Origin of the sequence: Colwellia asteriadis, from assembly GCF_039523295.1 — a bacterium.
Classification (GTDB): Bacteria; Pseudomonadota; Gammaproteobacteria; order Enterobacterales; family Alteromonadaceae; genus Colwellia; species Colwellia asteriadis.
The window spans coordinates 350,098-367,332 of the sequence record NZ_BAAAFA010000003.1; the positions used below are offsets into that span (position 1 = coordinate 350,098).

General features: G+C 40.1%; 13 protein-coding genes. All 13 read right to left on the reverse strand.

Annotation, left to right across the window (positions count from 1 at the left end; genetic code table 11):
* Positions 1–140: 140 nt before the first annotated feature.
* The 13 genes from lpxC to ABD005_RS06425 all read right to left on the reverse strand — a co-directional run bounded on the left by lpxC (position 141) and on the right by ABD005_RS06425 (position 17,204).
* Positions 141–1,058 (reverse strand): UDP-3-O-acyl-N-acetylglucosamine deacetylase, encoded by a 918-nt coding sequence (gene lpxC, locus ABD005_RS06365; RefSeq protein WP_215981432.1) that lies wholly within the window; start codon positions 1,056–1,058, stop codon positions 141–143.
* A gap of 386 nt (positions 1,059–1,444) precedes the next feature.
* On the reverse strand, positions 1,445–2,599 hold the full coding sequence (gene ftsZ, locus ABD005_RS06370) for a cell division protein FtsZ (protein ID WP_215981433.1): 1,155 nt from the start codon (positions 2,597–2,599) through the stop codon (positions 1,445–1,447).
* Positions 2,600–2,662: 63 nt separating this feature from the next.
* A complete protein-coding gene (ftsA, locus tag ABD005_RS06375) occupies positions 2,663–3,898 on the reverse strand; it encodes a cell division protein FtsA (protein WP_215981434.1) in 1,236 nt (411 codons plus the stop codon).
* Positions 3,891–4,712, reverse strand: coding sequence for a cell division protein FtsQ/DivIB (locus ABD005_RS06380; protein WP_215981435.1), 822 nt, complete (start codon positions 4,710–4,712; stop codon positions 3,891–3,893). The genes ftsA and ABD005_RS06380 overlap by 8 nt, the downstream gene beginning before the upstream one ends.
* A gap of 44 nt (positions 4,713–4,756) precedes the next feature.
* Complete coding sequence (locus tag ABD005_RS06385) at positions 4,757–5,716, reverse strand: D-alanine--D-alanine ligase (protein WP_343816328.1); 960 nt, start codon at positions 5,714–5,716, stop codon at positions 4,757–4,759.
* Between the two features lie 48 nt (positions 5,717–5,764).
* Positions 5,765–7,186, reverse strand: coding sequence for a UDP-N-acetylmuramate--L-alanine ligase (murC, locus tag ABD005_RS06390; protein ID WP_215981508.1), 1,422 nt, complete (start codon positions 7,184–7,186; stop codon positions 5,765–5,767).
* 26 nt (positions 7,187–7,212) lie between these two features.
* The gene (gene murG / locus ABD005_RS06395) at positions 7,213–8,400 is read right to left on the reverse strand and encodes an undecaprenyldiphospho-muramoylpentapeptide beta-N-acetylglucosaminyltransferase (protein WP_343816331.1); all 1,188 of its coding nucleotides are present in this window, start codon (positions 8,398–8,400) and stop codon (positions 7,213–7,215) included.
* Positions 8,387–9,715 (reverse strand): cell division protein FtsW, encoded by a 1,329-nt coding sequence (gene ftsW, locus ABD005_RS06400; protein ID WP_343816334.1) that lies wholly within the window; start codon positions 9,713–9,715, stop codon positions 8,387–8,389. Before ftsW ends, murG begins: the two co-directional genes overlap by 14 nt.
* Entirely contained in the window at positions 9,702–11,177 is a 1,476-nt protein-coding gene (gene murD, locus ABD005_RS06405) for a UDP-N-acetylmuramoyl-L-alanine--D-glutamate ligase (RefSeq protein WP_343816337.1), read from the reverse strand. Before murD ends, ftsW begins: the two co-directional genes overlap by 14 nt.
* Before the next feature lie 52 nt (positions 11,178–11,229).
* On the reverse strand, positions 11,230–12,312 hold the full coding sequence (gene mraY, locus ABD005_RS06410; protein WP_215981440.1) for a phospho-N-acetylmuramoyl-pentapeptide-transferase: 1,083 nt from the start codon (positions 12,310–12,312) through the stop codon (positions 11,230–11,232).
* Entirely contained in the window at positions 12,312–13,844 is a 1,533-nt protein-coding gene (locus ABD005_RS06415) for a UDP-N-acetylmuramoyl-tripeptide--D-alanyl-D-alanine ligase (RefSeq protein ID WP_343816340.1), read from the reverse strand. The genes mraY and ABD005_RS06415 overlap by 1 nt, the downstream gene beginning before the upstream one ends.
* Complete coding sequence (locus ABD005_RS06420; protein WP_343816343.1) at positions 13,841–15,412, reverse strand: UDP-N-acetylmuramoyl-L-alanyl-D-glutamate--2,6-diaminopimelate ligase; 1,572 nt, start codon at positions 15,410–15,412, stop codon at positions 13,841–13,843. Before ABD005_RS06420 ends, ABD005_RS06415 begins: the two co-directional genes overlap by 4 nt.
* Entirely contained in the window at positions 15,405–17,204 is a 1,800-nt protein-coding gene (locus ABD005_RS06425) for a peptidoglycan D,D-transpeptidase FtsI family protein (protein WP_343816346.1), read from the reverse strand. Before ABD005_RS06425 ends, ABD005_RS06420 begins: the two co-directional genes overlap by 8 nt.
* Between the last annotated feature and the right edge of the window lie 31 nt (positions 17,205–17,235).

Below are 17,235 nucleotides of genomic sequence, written 5' to 3' on the forward strand. Positions count from 1 at the left end.
TAGCATGAATGAGTAGATAAATAAGCTAGGGCTATTTTAAAGTAAAAAGGCTGTTATTTGGTAAATAACAGCCTGAAATAACTACGTTGATCATAGATAACTATACATAACTACACATAACTATATACATAAGTATTAAGTTAAAAAGCAGTTGCACTGATCTCTTGATATTCGATAGGTGAAGGCTTGTCATCTTCATAAGTAACCCACTCCCACGCATCAACTTGTTTAAAAACTTCTCTTAATAAAAGGTTATTTAAACCATGTCCTGATTTAAATGCATTAAGTTCACCTAAAATGCTGGTACCACCCATATAAAGATCGCCAATAGCATCAAGAATTTTATGCTTCACAAACTCGTCATCATAACGTAATTCATTTTTATTAAGCATACGGTACTCATCAAGTACAATAGCATTTTCTAAACTTCCGCCTAGCGCTAAGTCATGAGAGCGTAAAAACTCAATATCTTTCATAAAGCCAAAAGTACGTGCTCGACTAATTTCTTTAATGAAGGAACAACTAGAGAAGTCCATACTCATAGTCTGGCAAGTGTTGGCAATTACTGGGTGATCAAATTCTATGGCAAAATTAACCTTAAAACCTTCATAAGGTAATAACTCAGCCCATTTATCACCTTCAGTAACACGTATTGGTTTTTTAATACGAATAAAACGCTTCGCTGCATTTAGCGTTTCAATACCAACAGATTGAATTAAATAAACAAAAGGTAATGCACTACCATCCATAATAGGAATTTCAGGCGCATCAACATCAATAATTAAGTTATCAATACCTAACCCAGCCACAGCTGATAATAAATGTTCGACTGTTGAAACTTTAACTTGTTGTTCATTAACTAAGCACGTACATAGCGTAGTTTCACCCACAGCGTCAGGTGTCGCTTTGATATCGACTACGGGATCAAGATCTACTCGTCGAAAAACAATACCAGTGTTTGCCGGTGCAGGACGGAGAGTAACCTGTACCTTTTCACCTTTATGTAATCCAACGCCAACCGTTGAAACACTACTTTTTAATGTACGTTGCTTAATCATAATTAGCCTCGATTTATTTACTTTAGCTGATTAGAGCTGTTGCGTGAAAATTTATAACTGCCCTAAGTTTAAGGTTTCAGCGTTAACTATTTTTATAAATAGCAAAGGCTGTTACCGTAAAAATGCAAACTTAGTTACCTTTATTGATAAAAAGGGAGTGCAAACAAATCAAATAATGACGTGCTTACTATTACTTTTCATAAACAAAGTACGACAAAATATAAATAGCTCTATTTAATGGGCGCGTAATATACCAAAAAAAAGTGTATAAATCAAAAAACACCTCTTAGTGGACATACCACTTGCACAATAAATTATCACTTATACCTTTAGCATAGCGCTAACAATATGTTACTTTCTACTACAAATATGTAGTAAAAATGTAGCTAGTCTGCTTGTTTACGCAAAAATGCTGGTATATCTAAATAGTTTTCTAAGTCCGTTGCCGCAACTTTCTGTACATTACTATCGGTCATGGCAACAGTTTCAGTAGCAACTTGTGGTGCTGCTGGCGTGTAATCACTACCAACCACTTTTTGCTCTGCCATTGGCATAGGGTTAACCAGCGTAATATCAGGTTTGCTTTCTGCGCCAATACCCGTTGCAACAACCGTTACACGTAACTCGTCACTCATATCCATATCGATAACCGCACCAACAACAACGGTCGCATTTTCAGAAGCAAATGCTTTAACTGCATTACCAACGGTTTCGAATTCATCGATGCTGATATCCATGCCAGCGGTAATATTAACTAAAATACCACGAGCACCAGCTAAGTCGACATCTTCAAGTAATGGGCTAGAAATAGCTGCATCTGCCGCTTCTTGAGCACGGTCATCACCTGATGCGGTACCAGACCCCATCATCGCAGTACCCATTTCAGACATAACGGTACGTACATCGGCAAAATCGACATTGATTAAACCCGGACGAGTAATTAACTCAGCAATACCTTGTACTGCACCTAATAAAACATTGTTTGCCGCTTTAAATGCGTCAAGCAAGCTTGTACCTGGGCCTAATACTTTCAATAATTTTTCGTTAGGAATAGTGATTAAAGAATCAACGTTTTTAGCTAAAAACTCGATACCTTGGTCAGCATAATTCATACGTTTTTTCCCCTCAAAAGGGAACGGTTTAGTGACAACCGCAACGGTTAAAATGCCCATTTCTTTGGCAATTTCAGCCACTACTGGTGCAGCACCAGTACCAGTACCGCCACCCATGCCAGCAGCAATAAAGATCATATCAGCACCTTGAATAGCTTGCTTTATAGTTTCTCTATCTTCTTCTGCAGCACAGCGCCCAATTTCAGGGTTAGCACCAGCACCTAAGCCTTTGGTAACATCTGCACCTAACTGTAAGGTAACATTAGCTGATGAATTGCGTAGTGCCTGAGAGTCGGTGTTTGCTGTAATAAACTCAACACCTTCTATCGTTTGTGACACCATGTGTTCAACAGCATTACCACCGCCGCCGCCAACGCCGATAACTTTAATTACCGCTTCTTCGTTATGATCTTCCATCAATTCGAACATTTCATCTCTCCGTTTTACTAACAATACTTAAATTTACAAATTAAACGTTAAGTTTTCAGGCAATTAAAACTCGCCTTTAAACCACGCATGTACTCGTGTCCATAAACTTGCAACACTATCGTTTTTACTTGTCTCACTTATGGCTTCACTATTGGCTTGTAAGCCATAATGTAAAAGTCCTACAACAGTGGCATAGCTAGGGTCATTAACATATTCTTTCAAGCCCTGCACTGCTAGCGGTGCCGCTATACGTACTGGCATTTGAAAAATTTCTTCTGCAAACTCAACAACCCCTTCCATTTTTGCAGTGCCGCCGGTTAAGACATAACCTGCAGCTATTTGATCTTCTAGACCTGATTCACGAATTTCATCTTGAATCAGCTCAAACAATTCTTGATATCTTGGCTCTACAACTTCCGATAACGTATGGCGAGACATAGAACGCGCAGGACGTCCGCCAACACTTGGCACATCAATACTCTCTTCCATACTTACTAATTCTTTTAACGCGCAAGCATATTGCACCTTAATGTCTTCAGCGTGACTTAATGGTGTTCTAAATATTTTCGCAATATCACTAGTAACTTGATTACCTGCCACTGGAATAACTGCGGTATGGCGTAAAGCTCCACCAATAAAAACCGAAATATCCATAGTACCTGCGCCCATATCTACCACGCAAATACCTAGTTCTTTTTCATCTTCTGTTAATACCGCATAACTCGAGGCCAGTGCTGAAAATATTAATTGATCCGCTTTTAAGTCACAGCGTTCAACACATTTAACTAAATTTTTTGCCATGTCATTAGCACAAGTAACAATATGAACTTTTGCTTCCATACGTACGCCAGACATACCAATAGGACTTTTAATACCGTCTTGGCAATCAATGCTATATTCTTGTGGCAGTACGTGTAACATACGACGCTCTGCAGAAATAGGCACCGAGCGAGCAGTGTGAATAACGTTATCTACATCTTCTTGCGTTACTTCAGTGTCGTTAACGGGCACCATGCCATTTTCATTTTGGCAACTTATATGTTTACCCGATATACCTAAATAAATAGAGCTAATTTGACAAGCAGCCATCAATTCAGCTTCGTTAATCGCTCGCTGTACAGATTGAATAACTAAATTAAGATCGTTAACGCCACCTTTGTCCATACCGCGTGCTAATTGATTACCAACACCAACAATACTTAATTGATTATCAGGGGTAATCTCACCTACCGCGACCGAAATCTTTGAGGTGCCGATATCAAGACCAACGACTAATTTTCTTTCTGCTGCTTTAGACATTAAACTCTATCTCTGAATTATTATTTTTAGTTTGCTCGCTGATGGTTTTCCAACCAACAGCCAATCCTGTATCATACCGCAGATCTATGTAATCAACTGCCTGATTTTTATCTTTTTCTACAATTATTTTTGCTTTAAGTCGTTCTTTTATCATCGGGTAAGCATCCATAAAACGTTGAATGCGCTCAACGCGTTCTTCTCGCCCTAAATTTAAGGTAACACCATCATCAAGTGTTAACTGCCAAGAAAAGCGCTCTGTCAATATAAGCTCATCAATACTAAGGCTTTTATAGTCAAGTAACGAGTTTAAATTACGGTAGTTTTCTAGCGCAATATGTTCTGTACCTTCAGGGCCAAAAAAACTTGGTAAATAGTGTTTAATCCTTGAAGCATCTGCTTGAAAAACATGTCCTGACTGACTAAGTAAGAAATCACCATTCCATAATGCAACCGGTTTTTGGTCAACAACATATATTTTCAACTCATTCGGCCACTCTTTTCTTACTGCAACCGAGTAAACCCAAGGCAATGCCAATACTTGTGTTTGCACTTGGTCGACATCAAGCTTAAAGAAGTTGCCTAGATCAACATGCTCTATTGCTTTAGCAATATCACTTCGTTGGCTATATGGCATTTCCCCAGAAATAACAATTGAGGTTACCGGTACACTTTCTTGTGCCATAAAGCGCTGAGAAAGCCACCAAGCTAAAGTGATAAAGCTAAAAACCACCACTAAAAAAAACAATAAACCAATACCAAAAGAAAACGATGTTCCTTGGTAGGGGCTATTGATTGGTTTAGTGTTGTTTGTCATTAATTACTTACCTGTTTTTCATTATTAATTTAATTAAAATATTCTTAAGCGGGTTCGCTCAGTAATAATATTTGCGTTACTAACTCGCTAAAACTTAAACCGTGCACTTTAGCTGACTTGGGTACTAATGATGTTTCTGTCATACCTGGCACTGTATTGACTTCAAGTAATTGCCATATTCCGTCACTATTACGCATTACATCAACACGTCCCCAGCCTTGCGCATTAGTTGCTTTAAAAGCTTGTAATGCTAATCGTTGAATTTCGGCCTCATCATCAGCACTTAAACCACTCGGGCAATGGTATTGCGTGGTAGTTGACTGATATTTAGCTTCATAATCATAAAACTCTCGCGGTGTTTCCATATGAATTGATGGCAGTGCCTGGTTGCCTAAAATAGCAACGGTGTACTCTGGCCCTTCAATCCATGCTTCAAGTAAAACTTGTTGGTCAAAGCTAAACGCTTCAATAAGCGCATTATTTAACTGCTCAACTGTTTTAGCTTGCGCCATACCAATACTTGAGCCTTCATTAGCCGGCTTAACCATGATACGACCACCAAGGTCCGTCAATATTTGCGCTAACGGCAAATCGGCGAAATCTTCTTTATTAACCACAGTAAATGGCGCTGTTGGCAAATCATTCGCTTTAAATATTTGTTTACTGCGCACTTTGTCCATAGAAAGCGCAGAGCCTAAAACTTTAGAGCCGGTATAGGGAATATTTAAGTATTCAAGTGCGCCTTGCAAACAGCCATCTTCACCACCACGGCCATGTAGGGCAATAAAAACACGATCTATTTCTTTAGTGCTTAATTCGCTCAATGGTAATAATTTGGTATCAATAAGCTCAACATTAAATCCAGCTGCAGTTAACCCTTTAGCAACCGCGATGCCTGAGTTCAATGAAACGTCACGCTCAGCTGAGTTGCCACCGTATAATACGGCAACTTTCTCTTGCTTAATTTTATCAAGTTGCTGACTTTGTTTTGTTGTTAGTTTCATCTTCTATTTGTTCACTTAAGTTATACAATCAGTTTTATTAGTTAAAAGTTATACGTTTAATAATTCATGAGCGGCTAAGTTTCGCGCCACTAAGCCGATACTTCCTGCGCCTTGCGTAATAACCATGTCATTATCTTGTAGCTGTGCGGCTATTAACTCAGGTAACTTTTCAGCATCACTAACATAAACAGGCTCTATTTGACCTCGTTGACGAATAGATCTTGCTAAGCTTTTACTATCTGCTGACGCAAGTGGCGTTTCACCTGCAGCATAAACATCTAATAGAAATAAGCAGTCGACCTCTGATAGCACTTCAACAAAATCTTCATATAAATCACGTGTTCGAGAATAACGATGTGGTTGAAATACCATGACTAAACGTTTTTCTGGCCAACCTGCTCGCATAGCTAAAATAGTCGCTTTTACTTCACTTGGGTGATGACCATAATCATCAACTAAGACCATTTTTCCTGCGCCAGTAGATAAGTCAGCTAGTTGTTCAAAGCGTCGACCAATTCCAGCAAAGTCAACTAATGCTTGGCAAATAGCATCATCACTAACGCCTTCATCTTTTGCTACGGCAACACCCGCTAATGCATTAAGTACGTTATGTTGTCCAGGTAAGTTAACGCTCATATCCAGCGGTGCTTGCCCATCAACTTCAACCGTAAAATGACTCACACTACCGTCTTGCTGATAATTTACTGCTCGAATATCGGCATCTTCTGAAAAACCGTAGGTGATCACTTGACGAGAAATTCGCGGCAGTAACTCTCTTACAACAGGATTATCAATACACACCACAGCTAAGCCATAAAAAGGTAAGTTGTGTAAGAAATCGATATAGGTATCTTTTAACTTTTCAAAGTCACCTTGATAAGTTTCCATATGATCGGCATCAATATTGGTAATAACCGCAACCATAGGTTGTAAATGTAAGAATGACGCGTCACTTTCATCAGCTTCTGCCACTAAATAGCGACTACTGCCTAAGCGAGCATTAGTGCCTGCGCTATTAAGTAATCCACCAATAACAAAAGTAGGGTCAAGCTGTCCTTGGGCAAAGATACTCGCAATCAAGCTCGTGGTAGTTGTTTTACCGTGAGTTCCCGCAATAGCAATACCATGGCGAAAACGCATTAGCTCAGCTAACATTTCAGCACGACGAACAATAGGAATTCGCCTCTCTTTTGCAGCAATAATTTCAGGGTTATCTAAATCAATAGCGGTTGAGACTACAATAACGCTAGCGCCGTCAATATTGTCTGCTTGATGACCAATAACAATACTAGCGCCTAAGGTAACCAATCTTTTTACAACTTGGTTTTCGCCAATATCTGAACCTGATATTTGATAACCTTCATTTAATAATACTTCGGCAATACCGCCCATACCTGCGCCGCCAATACCAACAAAGTGAATACGCTTTACACGGCGCATTTCAGGTATCTGCATTACATGCTTTTTCATCGTATTGTTCAGGGTTGTATGCTTATTCATTTTATCTCTTTCTTATTTGGGTCTAACGACTTAGTAACATTTTTAACCGCGATGTCTTGTGGCAAGCGACTTGGTGCTAAAAGTTGTTGACATAAATTCGCAACCTTAACGGTTGCTTGGCCATCAGCGGCATTTGCCGCAGCTTCAGCCATTAAAGTCAGTTTACTGGTTTCGGTAAAAAGCGCTGTTAGCATGTTCGTTAAACTGTGTTCATTAAATTCTACTTGCGCTAGCAATTTAGCAGCGCCGCAATTCACTAAATAATGTGCATTCTTCGTTTGATGGTCATCAACCGCATGAGGCAACGGCACAAAAATAGCAGGCGTTGCTGCCATGGCGAGCTCAGATACAGTTAATGCACCCGCTCGACAAATAACAATATCAGCCCAGGCGTAAGCGGCTGCCATATTATGAATAAACTCATCTACTTTTATTGCATCATGGCTTTGTTGCTTAATCAGCGCGCTATCATAAGCGTTAAGTACTTGCTCAGCATTGCCTTTGCCGGTTTGATGCCAAATAGCAACATTATCAAATCGTTCTTGTAAGCTCTTAACGCTTGCAGGTACTGTATTATTTAAGACCTGCGCCCCTAAACTACCACCAACAATTAATATATTACGTGTGCCTGTTGCTTTAACATCGGCCACTTGTCCAATACTTGCTCGTAACGGGTTACCTACAACCTCAGCATTAACGTTATTGCTAAATGCATTAGGAAATGCGCAACAAACTTTATTAGCAAACTTTGCTAATAATCGATTAGTTAAACCTGCCGCCGCATTTTGCTCATGTACCAATAATGGAATACCGCTAAGCCAAGCCGCTATTCCGCCAGGTGCGCTAGCGTAGCCGCCCATACCTAAAACCACATCAGGCTTAATTTTTTTAAGTACTTTACGTGCTTGCCATATAGCTTTAAACAACTTAAATGGTGTAGCTAAACGTGTTAACAAACCTTTATGGCGTACGCCACCAATAGTAATAAAGCTAATTTCATAACCATGCTCAGGTACAATGTGAGCTTCCATTTTATCTGCCGTACCTAACCAGTATATATTCCAGCCTTGGGCTTTTAATTGGTCGGCAACAGCTAGCCCCGGGAAAATATGTCCACCTGTACCACCGGCCATTATTAATAATGTTGGTTGATGTGAGGCTTGGTTATTATTAAGGTGCGTCATGTGCTAACACCTCATCTGGCTGTTTCTGATTTTTACTCTTTTTAGGCGTACTAGTCGCTTGAATACTTTGTAAACGTATTTCATGGTCGATGCGGATTAAAATAACCAAGGCTAGGGTCATTACAATCATTGAACTACCGCCATAACTAATTAATGGCATAGTTAAGCCTTTAGTTGGCACGATACCGGCACTTGCGCCAATATTAACGCCAGCCTGAAAACACATCCAAATACCAATCGCGTAAGCAAAAAAACCTTCAAAATATTTTTCTTTACTTAAAGCGCGCTTGCCTAACATCAACGCTTTAAATACCAATACCATACTTAATATTAAAATAACGCTAATGCCGACAAAACCGAACTCTTCGGCGAGCACCGCCATAACAAAGTCGGTATGTGCTTCAGGTAAATACGCTAACTTTTGAATGCTATTACCAAGCCCTTGACCAAACACTTCACCTCGGCCATAGGCCATTAATGACTGCGTTAATTGATATCCACTGCCAAAAGGGTCTTGCCACGGGTCTAAAAAGCTCGTAACCCTGCGCCAGCGATACGGCTCAAAAATAGCCAATAGTGATAATAATGTTACGCCAACAGCAGCCAGCCCTAAAAACTGCCATAACTTTGCGCCCGCTAAAAATAACAAACCAAAGGTCGTTACAAACATAACAATAATGGTGCCTAAGTCAGGCTGAAGTAAGAGCAGTGAGGCTAGAATAGCAAAAACAATAAGTGGCTTAACAAAACCTTTAATATTTTCCATTACTTGGTCACGACGGCGCACCAAATAAGCGGCTAAATAACAAAAGAAAAACAGCTTAGCGGGCTCTGCTGCTTGAACTGTTATTGGGCCAATTACAATCCAGCGTGTTGAACCATTGACTTCACGACCGATCAATAGCACCACGATTAATAATAAAATCCCAAACCCTAGCAGGTAGCCACTATTTTTATGCCACCACGACATTGGGATTTGTAAGGCAACTGCTGCAGTTACTATGCTTAAGCAGATATAAATACCGTGACGTACCACAAAATGAAATGGATTATTAAAAAGGTTTTCCCCAACAGGAATCGAAGAGGTAGCCACCATGACTAAGCCAAGCATATACATAGTTAAACCAAGTACCACGAAGCCACGATCGAAAGTGGCCGTGCTATAAGGCGCGGGGGCTGCACTAAAACGATTAAACCATAGCGGTAATTGCACTTGAAAAAAGTTACCTACATTGCGCTTTGCATTGTTGGCGGTATTGTCAGCTTCTGCTGGCTCTACTACTTTGGTTAATTCAGCCGATTCAACGATTGACATCACAAACCTCCGTTGGTTGCGATGCCTGTACTAAGTGCATAAATTGATTACCGCGTTCAACAAAATTTTTGAACATATCAATGCTGGCACAAGCGGGAGAAAGTAATACCATATCTCCTTTTTTTGCTATTGCTTTAGCCCGAGTTAACGCTTCAGCTAAATTATTAACTTGAATGGTGTTATCTACTAGCGCTGCTATTTTATCGCCATCTTTACCGAAGGTGATTAACTGGCTCACTTGTTGAGTAAGTAAAGGTTTAAGCACCGAGAAGTCAGCACCTTTACCATCTCCACCTGCAATAAGAATAAGTTGTTGAGAAGCTAAATTTAACGTTTGTGATAACCCGTCAATAGCAGCGAGTGTTGCGCCAACATTAGTAGCCTTTGAATCGTTAATCCATTGAATTCCATCAATTGAATGAACACGCTGACATCGATGCGCTAAGCCAGAAAAATTCGGTAATTGCTCTATCATTGCTGTTAACGACCAACCCGCACTGCAACCTAATGCTAGCGCCGCCAAATAATTCATCGCATTGTGCATACCTGCTAAAGGTAACTTAGCTACTTCAATTAACGGCTGCTCACCAAACATCAGTGTTGCTGTATTATTAACACCTATAAAATCAACACCAAAATGCCCCTCTTTGGGTTTATCGCTACCAAAAGAAATACTCTGTGATAACGCTGGTAAATTGGCAGCTAACGTATACGTGGCAACATCATCACGATTAATGATGTTATAGTGCGACTGCTGATAAATACGTTGTTTAATTTCTTGATAATTAGCTAAAGTGAGATGGCGATCTAAATGATCGTCACTAACATTAAGTACAGTTGCCGCAATGGCACGCATGCTCTTTAAGGTTTCAAGCTGAAAACTTGATAACTCTAAAATCAATAACTCAGGATGATTTGACTCACTCTGCTGCTCATTCAATGAGAGCAGATCAAGTACTGGTTGGCCAATATTACCGCCTAATTGCGCATTAATCCCCAACGCTTCGGCTAAGTGAGCTAAGAGTGAAACAACCGTGGATTTACCGTTAGAGCCTGTAACGGCTAATATTTTGATCGGCTGAGCTTGTTCATTATTAAGCTGACAAAATAGTTCAACATCACCAATCACTTGGCAACTTGAACTGATTAACTCATTAATGCCGCTTTTATCTAAATCAATACCAGGACTAACAATAATAACATCAGCATTAGCAATTAATGTTTGCTGCCAGCTGCCAGTATGTAATGAAACTAGTGGCAGATTTTCGTTGCTGACTTGAGGATTAATAAATTCATTGATAAAAGCTTGTTGCTGAGCTTTATCACTAAAGGGCATTTCTCGAGAATCGTTAACTGCAAATGATAAGCCGTGTTTGTGCAAGAATCGGACACAGGATAATCCTGTTAGTCCCAACCCTAACACTAGCACTTGCTTGTTTTTCATAGCAGTGATTACCGACATATATTTACTTTACCCTTACCTTTATCAATTTTTACATCTTTGTAAGTTGCGATTAGCGCAGTTTCAATGTTGCTAAACCGATCAAAACCAAAATCACAGAAATAATCCAAAAACGGACAATAACTCGCGGCTCTGGCCAACCTTTTAACTCATAATGATGATGAATAGGTGCCATACGGAAAATACGCTGACCACGCATTTTATAAGAGCCTACTTGTAAAATAACTGACAGCGTTTCTATAACAAAAACACCGCCCATAATAAATAAAACCAGCTCTTGGCGAACTAATACGGCAATAACACCTAATGCGGCACCTAACGCTAACGAGCCAACATCACCCATAAAAACTTGTGCAGGGTAAGTGTTGAACCATAAAAAACCTAAACCCGCACCAACAATAGCCGTACAAACCACAACCAACTCACTCGTTAGTGCGATATAAGGAATATTTAAATAGTTAGCAAAATTAACGTTACCTGTAACATAAGCAAATAACGCAAAAGCACCAGCAACCATAATGGTAGGCACAATCGCTAAGCCATCTAAGCCGTCAGTTAAGTTAACTGCATTAGAAGTACCCACAATCACAAAGTACGTTAGTACGATGTACAGCATACCAAGCTGCGGTAACACATCTTTCATAAAAGGAATGAGTAAAGCGGTTTCACTTGGGTCTTGTGCAATCCAATACAAGAAAATAGCGGTAGATAAGCCAATAACGGTTTGCCAAAAATATTTCCAGCGGGCGATTAAGCCGTTAGAGTCTTTACGAATAACCTTACGATAATCGTCAACAAAACCAATAATACCAAAGCTGATCACGACAAAAAGAACCACGAGCACATAAATATTACTTAAGTCGGCCCACAACAAAACACTCACCACAATGGAGGCAAGAATAAGTAAACCGCCCATGGTTGGGGTGCCTGATTTAGACAGATGGCTTTCAGGGCCATCATCACGCACGGTTTGACCTATTTGCATTTTTTGCAAATAACGAATTAATTTCGGACCAAAATAAAGTGAAATAAACAGCGCGGTTAACGTGCTTATAATCGCTCTTAAAGTCAAATAAGAGAAAACATTAAAACCTGAATAAAATTGAGTTAAATACTCACTTAACCATACTAGCATTAGGACACACCCTCTTCATTTTTCTTACAACTATAACGAGTGCCATCACGAGTGTTATCACTACTGCCTTCATTAAACCAATTCATAATATCGGCAACGACAAGTTCCATTTTTGCGCTGCGCGAACCTTTTACTAAAATGGCAATATCTTGCTGACCTTGTGCTAAATATTGCTCAATTTGTTTACATAATCTATTCATTAACTCAAGGCGTTGACTAAAGTGTTGCCCCTGCTCAGCCGACTGTTGCTCGGGTTCTTTTTTACTAAACACATCACTAGCACTTTGACTCAGAACACCTAATGAAAATAGCTGGTCAATGCCCAACTCTTTTGCGTAATAACCCACTTCTTCATGATAACTACGGGCATCAGCACCTAACTCGCCCATATCACCTAAAATAAAGATTTGCTGACCGTTATACGATGATAGTAATAACGCTGCGGCTTTTGCCGACTCAAGATTAGCATTGTAACTATCATCAATAAGTTTAACTCGACAACCACTGCGCTTATCGGTTAATTGATGAAGGTTAAGACGGCCTTTTACAGCCTTCATCAGTGCTAAGCCTTGATAAATATCATCCAAACTAGCCCCGAACTCTAAAGCAATACTGGCGGCAGCAACGGCGTTACAAACATTATGCTTGCCAGGTATTGGTAAATCGATTTGACACTGCCCTAAGCGAGTATGTAGTTGAAAACTTGCACAACCTTGTTGATCTAGCTGTACGTTGCTGCTGTAACAGTCAGCTTCTCCAGCACAAGAAAAAGTGCCAACGTTTTTATCAGTTAAACGCCACTGCCATTTGTTAGTGTATTTTGTATCTTTGTTATATAACGCAACACCATTGGTTCCGAGTCCTGAAAATATTTCACCTTTCGCTCGGGCTACGCCACATAAATCCCCAAAACCTTCTAAATGTGCTGCGGCAATATTATTAATCACAGCGACATCAGGTTTTGCCAGTGCCGTTGTATAAGCAATTTCGCCCATATGGTTTGCGCCCATTTCAATCACGGCAAAGTCATGGCTATGATTTAAACGCAATAACGTTAATGGCACGCCAATGTCATTATTAAAATTACCATTAGTGACCAGCACATTACCTAGGCGTGATAAAATAGCTCCTGTCATTTCTTTTACCGTGGTTTTACCGCTACTTCCGGTAATACCAACCGTTTTAGGAGCAACTTGTGCTTTAACATAAGCACCTATTTGACCTAAAGCAATACGCGTGTCGTTAACAATAAGTTGCGCTATTACTGAGCTATCAAAGCCGGGACAATCAAGATCCGTAATTTCATGCTCAACAATAACGACTCGACAGCCCTTATTTACCACTTGCTCAATGAAGCGGTGTCCATCAAAGTTAGGCCCTTTTAACGCTAAAAATGCAGTACTGCTTGCATCACTACTTATTTCACGACTGTCTATCACTAGATCTTCTACTGATAAGTCTTTGAGTTCTTTTGAAGCGACAACTTGACCATCTGTTGCGGCTTTTAATGCTGATAACGTTAAGGTAATCATAAGTTACTCTCTGCATTGAACTGCTGGTAATAATTAGCAACAAGTGCTCTTTCGTTGTACATTATTTTCTGAGTACCGCCTTTGCCATCACTCAAAATGATGTAATCTTCATGACCTTTACCAGCTAATAACACAATGTCGCCTTCGCCTGCGATTTTCAGTGTGTTTAATACGGCTTGTTCACGGTCAAGTATGACGGTTACATTACTGCTATCTTGCTGGCTTAAACCAGCAAGAATATCATTCGCAATAAGCTGAGCATCTTCGGTACGTGGGTTGTCGTTGGTGATAACAATTACATCTGCATATTGTTCTGCTACTTGCGCCATTAAAGCGCGTTTACCTTTATCACGATCACCACCGCAACCAAATACGACATGTAATTTATTCGTGCAATGCTCTCGACACGCCAATAACGCTTTTTCTAAAGCATCCGGCGTGTGTGCGTAATCGACCACAGCTGTAGGCAAGTCACTACGAGGGTTAGTGAACGCTTCCATACGTCCTTCAATCGGTGCAAGCTGTTTTACCAAATCGTTTAATTGATTAACTTCGGTGCCATCAATCAATAGCACAGCAATAGCCGCTAGCAAGTTATCAATATTGAAATAGCCTAATAACGGGCTATTAATTACGGTTTCACCTAAATGCGTTTTTAGTGTAAAACTTACTCCGTGGATATGCAGGGAAATATCTTGTGCACAAATAAAATATGAAAATTGAGTGACTGAATTATCGCGAGCATAAAGCCAAACGGGTTGTGTTTCGGGCCAGTTTTGTAACCATATTTTACTCTGAGTGTCATCATAGTTGAGAACAGCTATTTGTTTATGATTAGCACTAAAGAGCTGTCTTTTTGCTAAAGCATACTCTTCCATAGTGCCGTGATAATCGAGGTGATCACGACTCAAATTAGTAAATACTGCAATATCAAATAAATCAGCGCTTGCACGTTTTTGCGATAGGGCATGCGATGATACTTCCATCGCAACATGGCTGACTTGCATAGCTGAAAAACGGTTAAAAAATTGATGAAGATCTGTTGCTGCTGGCGTTGTATTATTAATAGGAGTTAACGCTCCCAGCATACCTGCACCGTTGGTGCCAATAACTGCACAACGCTTGTGGTTAGCCATTAACATCCCCGCAATTAATTGGCTAGTTGACGTTTTGCCATTGGTGCCAGTGATACCAATTAAGGTCATAGCATTTTGCGGACTTTGATAGTAACTTTTAGCCAGCGTAAACAAGTGCTCATTAAGCTGATAAAACTTAACTACTGGTGTATTTTCTTCTAGGTAAATATCGCCATGCTCAGCTTGTGTTTCACATTGAGTAATGACAACTTTAGCGCCTTGATTTATTGCTTTACTAATATAGGCGCGACCATCTTGATCGTGACCGATAATAGCGCAAAAAATATCACCTTCACTAACAGTACGACTATCGTTAACCAAGTCACCGTAGCTGTTATCTAATAAAGGTAAAGCTGCGCTGTTAATTGAAAATTCAGCTAATGCAGGAATAATATTGATTAATTCAGGCTTCAATGTTGTCTGATTAAACATGATCACCTCGACTTACCGTATCAAGAGGTGTTTGTTTATCCGTATTTTTTTGACTCTCAGCAACCTGTTTTTCTTGCCCGTCAGGCGCAATATTCAAAACACGTAACGCGCCTTTCATCACTCGAGAAAAAACGGGAGCAGCAACTTCGCCGCCATGATACAAATCACCACTGGGTTCATTAATAACAACTACCACCACAATTTCAGGTTTAGAGATAGGTGCCATTCCTGCAAACAAACCAACATAATCATTACCATAACCACCCGCTACGGCTTTAATTGAAGTACCGGTTTTACCGCCAACACGATAACCATTTACTTTAGCAAGGGGAACATGCTCATTAACAACCGTTTCGAGCATTTCTACCACAGCGTTACTATTCTTTTGGCTAAAAATACGCTCTTCTTGCATATCAGCACTTATTTTTTGTTCTGCTTTTGCCAACTCAGAGTCCGCTTTAATAATAGTTAACTTGCGCTTAATACCGCCATTAGCAACCGCCATATAGAATCGCGTTAACTGTGCAGGAGTAATCGCAAGCCCTGCCCCCCAAGATAAAGTGGCTAACTCAAATTGTGACCAGCGAGAGCGGTCATGCATCATGCCCATACTTTCGCCAATTAAGCGCGTTCCTGTTTCTTCGCCAAAGCCAACTTCAAAAAACTTATCCAGTAAATAATTTTTAGGTACCGATAATGCCAACTTGGTGGTACCCATATTAGAAGAGGTCACTAAAATATCTTCGATAGATAACTTACCGCGGTTTCTGGGGTCACTAACTCGGCGGCCGCCTAAGCGCATCCAGCCGGGGCTAGTATCAATAATATCGTTTGGGCTAACAGAGCCAAACTCTAATGCAGTAAGCGCCGTCAGCGGCTTCATAGTAGAGCCCGGTTCATAAATATCGGTAATTGCGCGATTACGAAAACGATGAATAGCAGTGTTACGGCGATTATTAGGGTTATATGATGGGCTATTAGTCATTGCTAAAATTTCGCCCGTATGGATATTGGCAACAATGACTGACCCTGATGCGGCTTTAAAGGCTTGCACAGCACCTTTTAGCTCTTTATAAGCAATGGCTTGAATACGCTGATCAATACTCAAGGTAACGTCTTCAGCCTGCTCCGCCTGTTCTACAGAGATTATTTCAACTTTTCGACCTTGAGCATCTTTTCTAAAGCGCTTTTCACCGCCTTTACCAGTGAGTAGTTGGTCATACATACCCTCAATGCCTTCAATACCTTTATCATCAACATTAGTGAAACCCAATAAATGCGCACTAATTTCACCTGTAGGGTAAAAACGCTTTGACTCTTTGCGTAAGTGAATACCTGGGATTTTTAATTGTTTGATATAAGTGGCGATTGCAGGAGATATTTTTCGTTCAAGGTAAATGAAGCGCTTTCTAGAGTTTTTTGCAACACGTGTTGTTAACTGAGTAATATCTTGATCAAGCACATCAGCCAAGGCTTGCCAATGCTCAGTCATGGTTAGGGCATTATTGTCCATAATAATTTTAGGATCGGCCCATACGGTTTCAACAGGTACACTAATGGCTAATTCACTACCATTGCGATCTAAAATAGAACCACGCTGCACTCTTTTTTCAGCCACACGCATTGAGCGCATATCGCCTTGCGCTTGTAGCATTTCAGGCTCGATAACCTGAATATAAGCACTACGTGCCATTAAGCCTAAATAAATAATCCCAACAGCAACCAGCACCAAATAATAACGCCAAGCGGCGGTATTTGGTTGAGAGTTACTGTTAGTTTTTTTATTTTTCACGTGATTACTCAGTTCTCTTATACGTTAGCCA

Coding starts and splice junctions, on each gene's coding strand:
- ABD005_RS06385 (WP_343816328.1), bottom strand. CDS start 5,716: ATGAAACTAACAACAAAACAAAGTCAGCAACTTGATAAAATTAAGCAA.
- mraY (WP_215981440.1), bottom strand. CDS start 12,312: ATGCTAGTATGGTTAAGTGAGTATTTAACTCAATTTTATTCAGGTTTT.
- ftsW (WP_343816334.1), bottom strand. CDS start 9,715: ATGTCAATCGTTGAATCGGCTGAATTAACCAAAGTAGTAGAGCCAGCA.
- murC (WP_215981508.1), bottom strand. CDS start 7,186: ATGAAAAAGCATGTAATGCAGATACCTGAAATGCGCCGTGTAAAGCGT.
- ftsZ (WP_215981433.1), bottom strand. CDS start 2,599: ATGTTCGAATTGATGGAAGATCATAACGAAGAAGCGGTAATTAAAGTT.
- ABD005_RS06380 (WP_215981435.1), bottom strand. CDS start 4,712: ATGACAAACAACACTAAACCAATCAATAGCCCCTACCAAGGAACATCG.
- ftsA (WP_215981434.1), bottom strand. CDS start 3,898: ATGTCTAAAGCAGCAGAAAGAAAATTAGTCGTTGGTCTTGATATCGGC.
- ABD005_RS06415 (WP_343816340.1), bottom strand. CDS start 13,844: ATGATTACCTTAACGTTATCAGCATTAAAAGCCGCAACAGATGGTCAA.
- ABD005_RS06420 (WP_343816343.1), bottom strand. CDS start 15,412: ATGTTTAATCAGACAACATTGAAGCCTGAATTAATCAATATTATTCCT.
- lpxC (WP_215981432.1), bottom strand. CDS start 1,058: ATGATTAAGCAACGTACATTAAAAAGTAGTGTTTCAACGGTTGGCGTT.
- murG (WP_343816331.1), bottom strand. CDS start 8,400: ATGACGCACCTTAATAATAACCAAGCCTCACATCAACCAACATTATTA.
- murD (WP_343816337.1), bottom strand. CDS start 11,177: ATGTCGGTAATCACTGCTATGAAAAACAAGCAAGTGCTAGTGTTAGGG.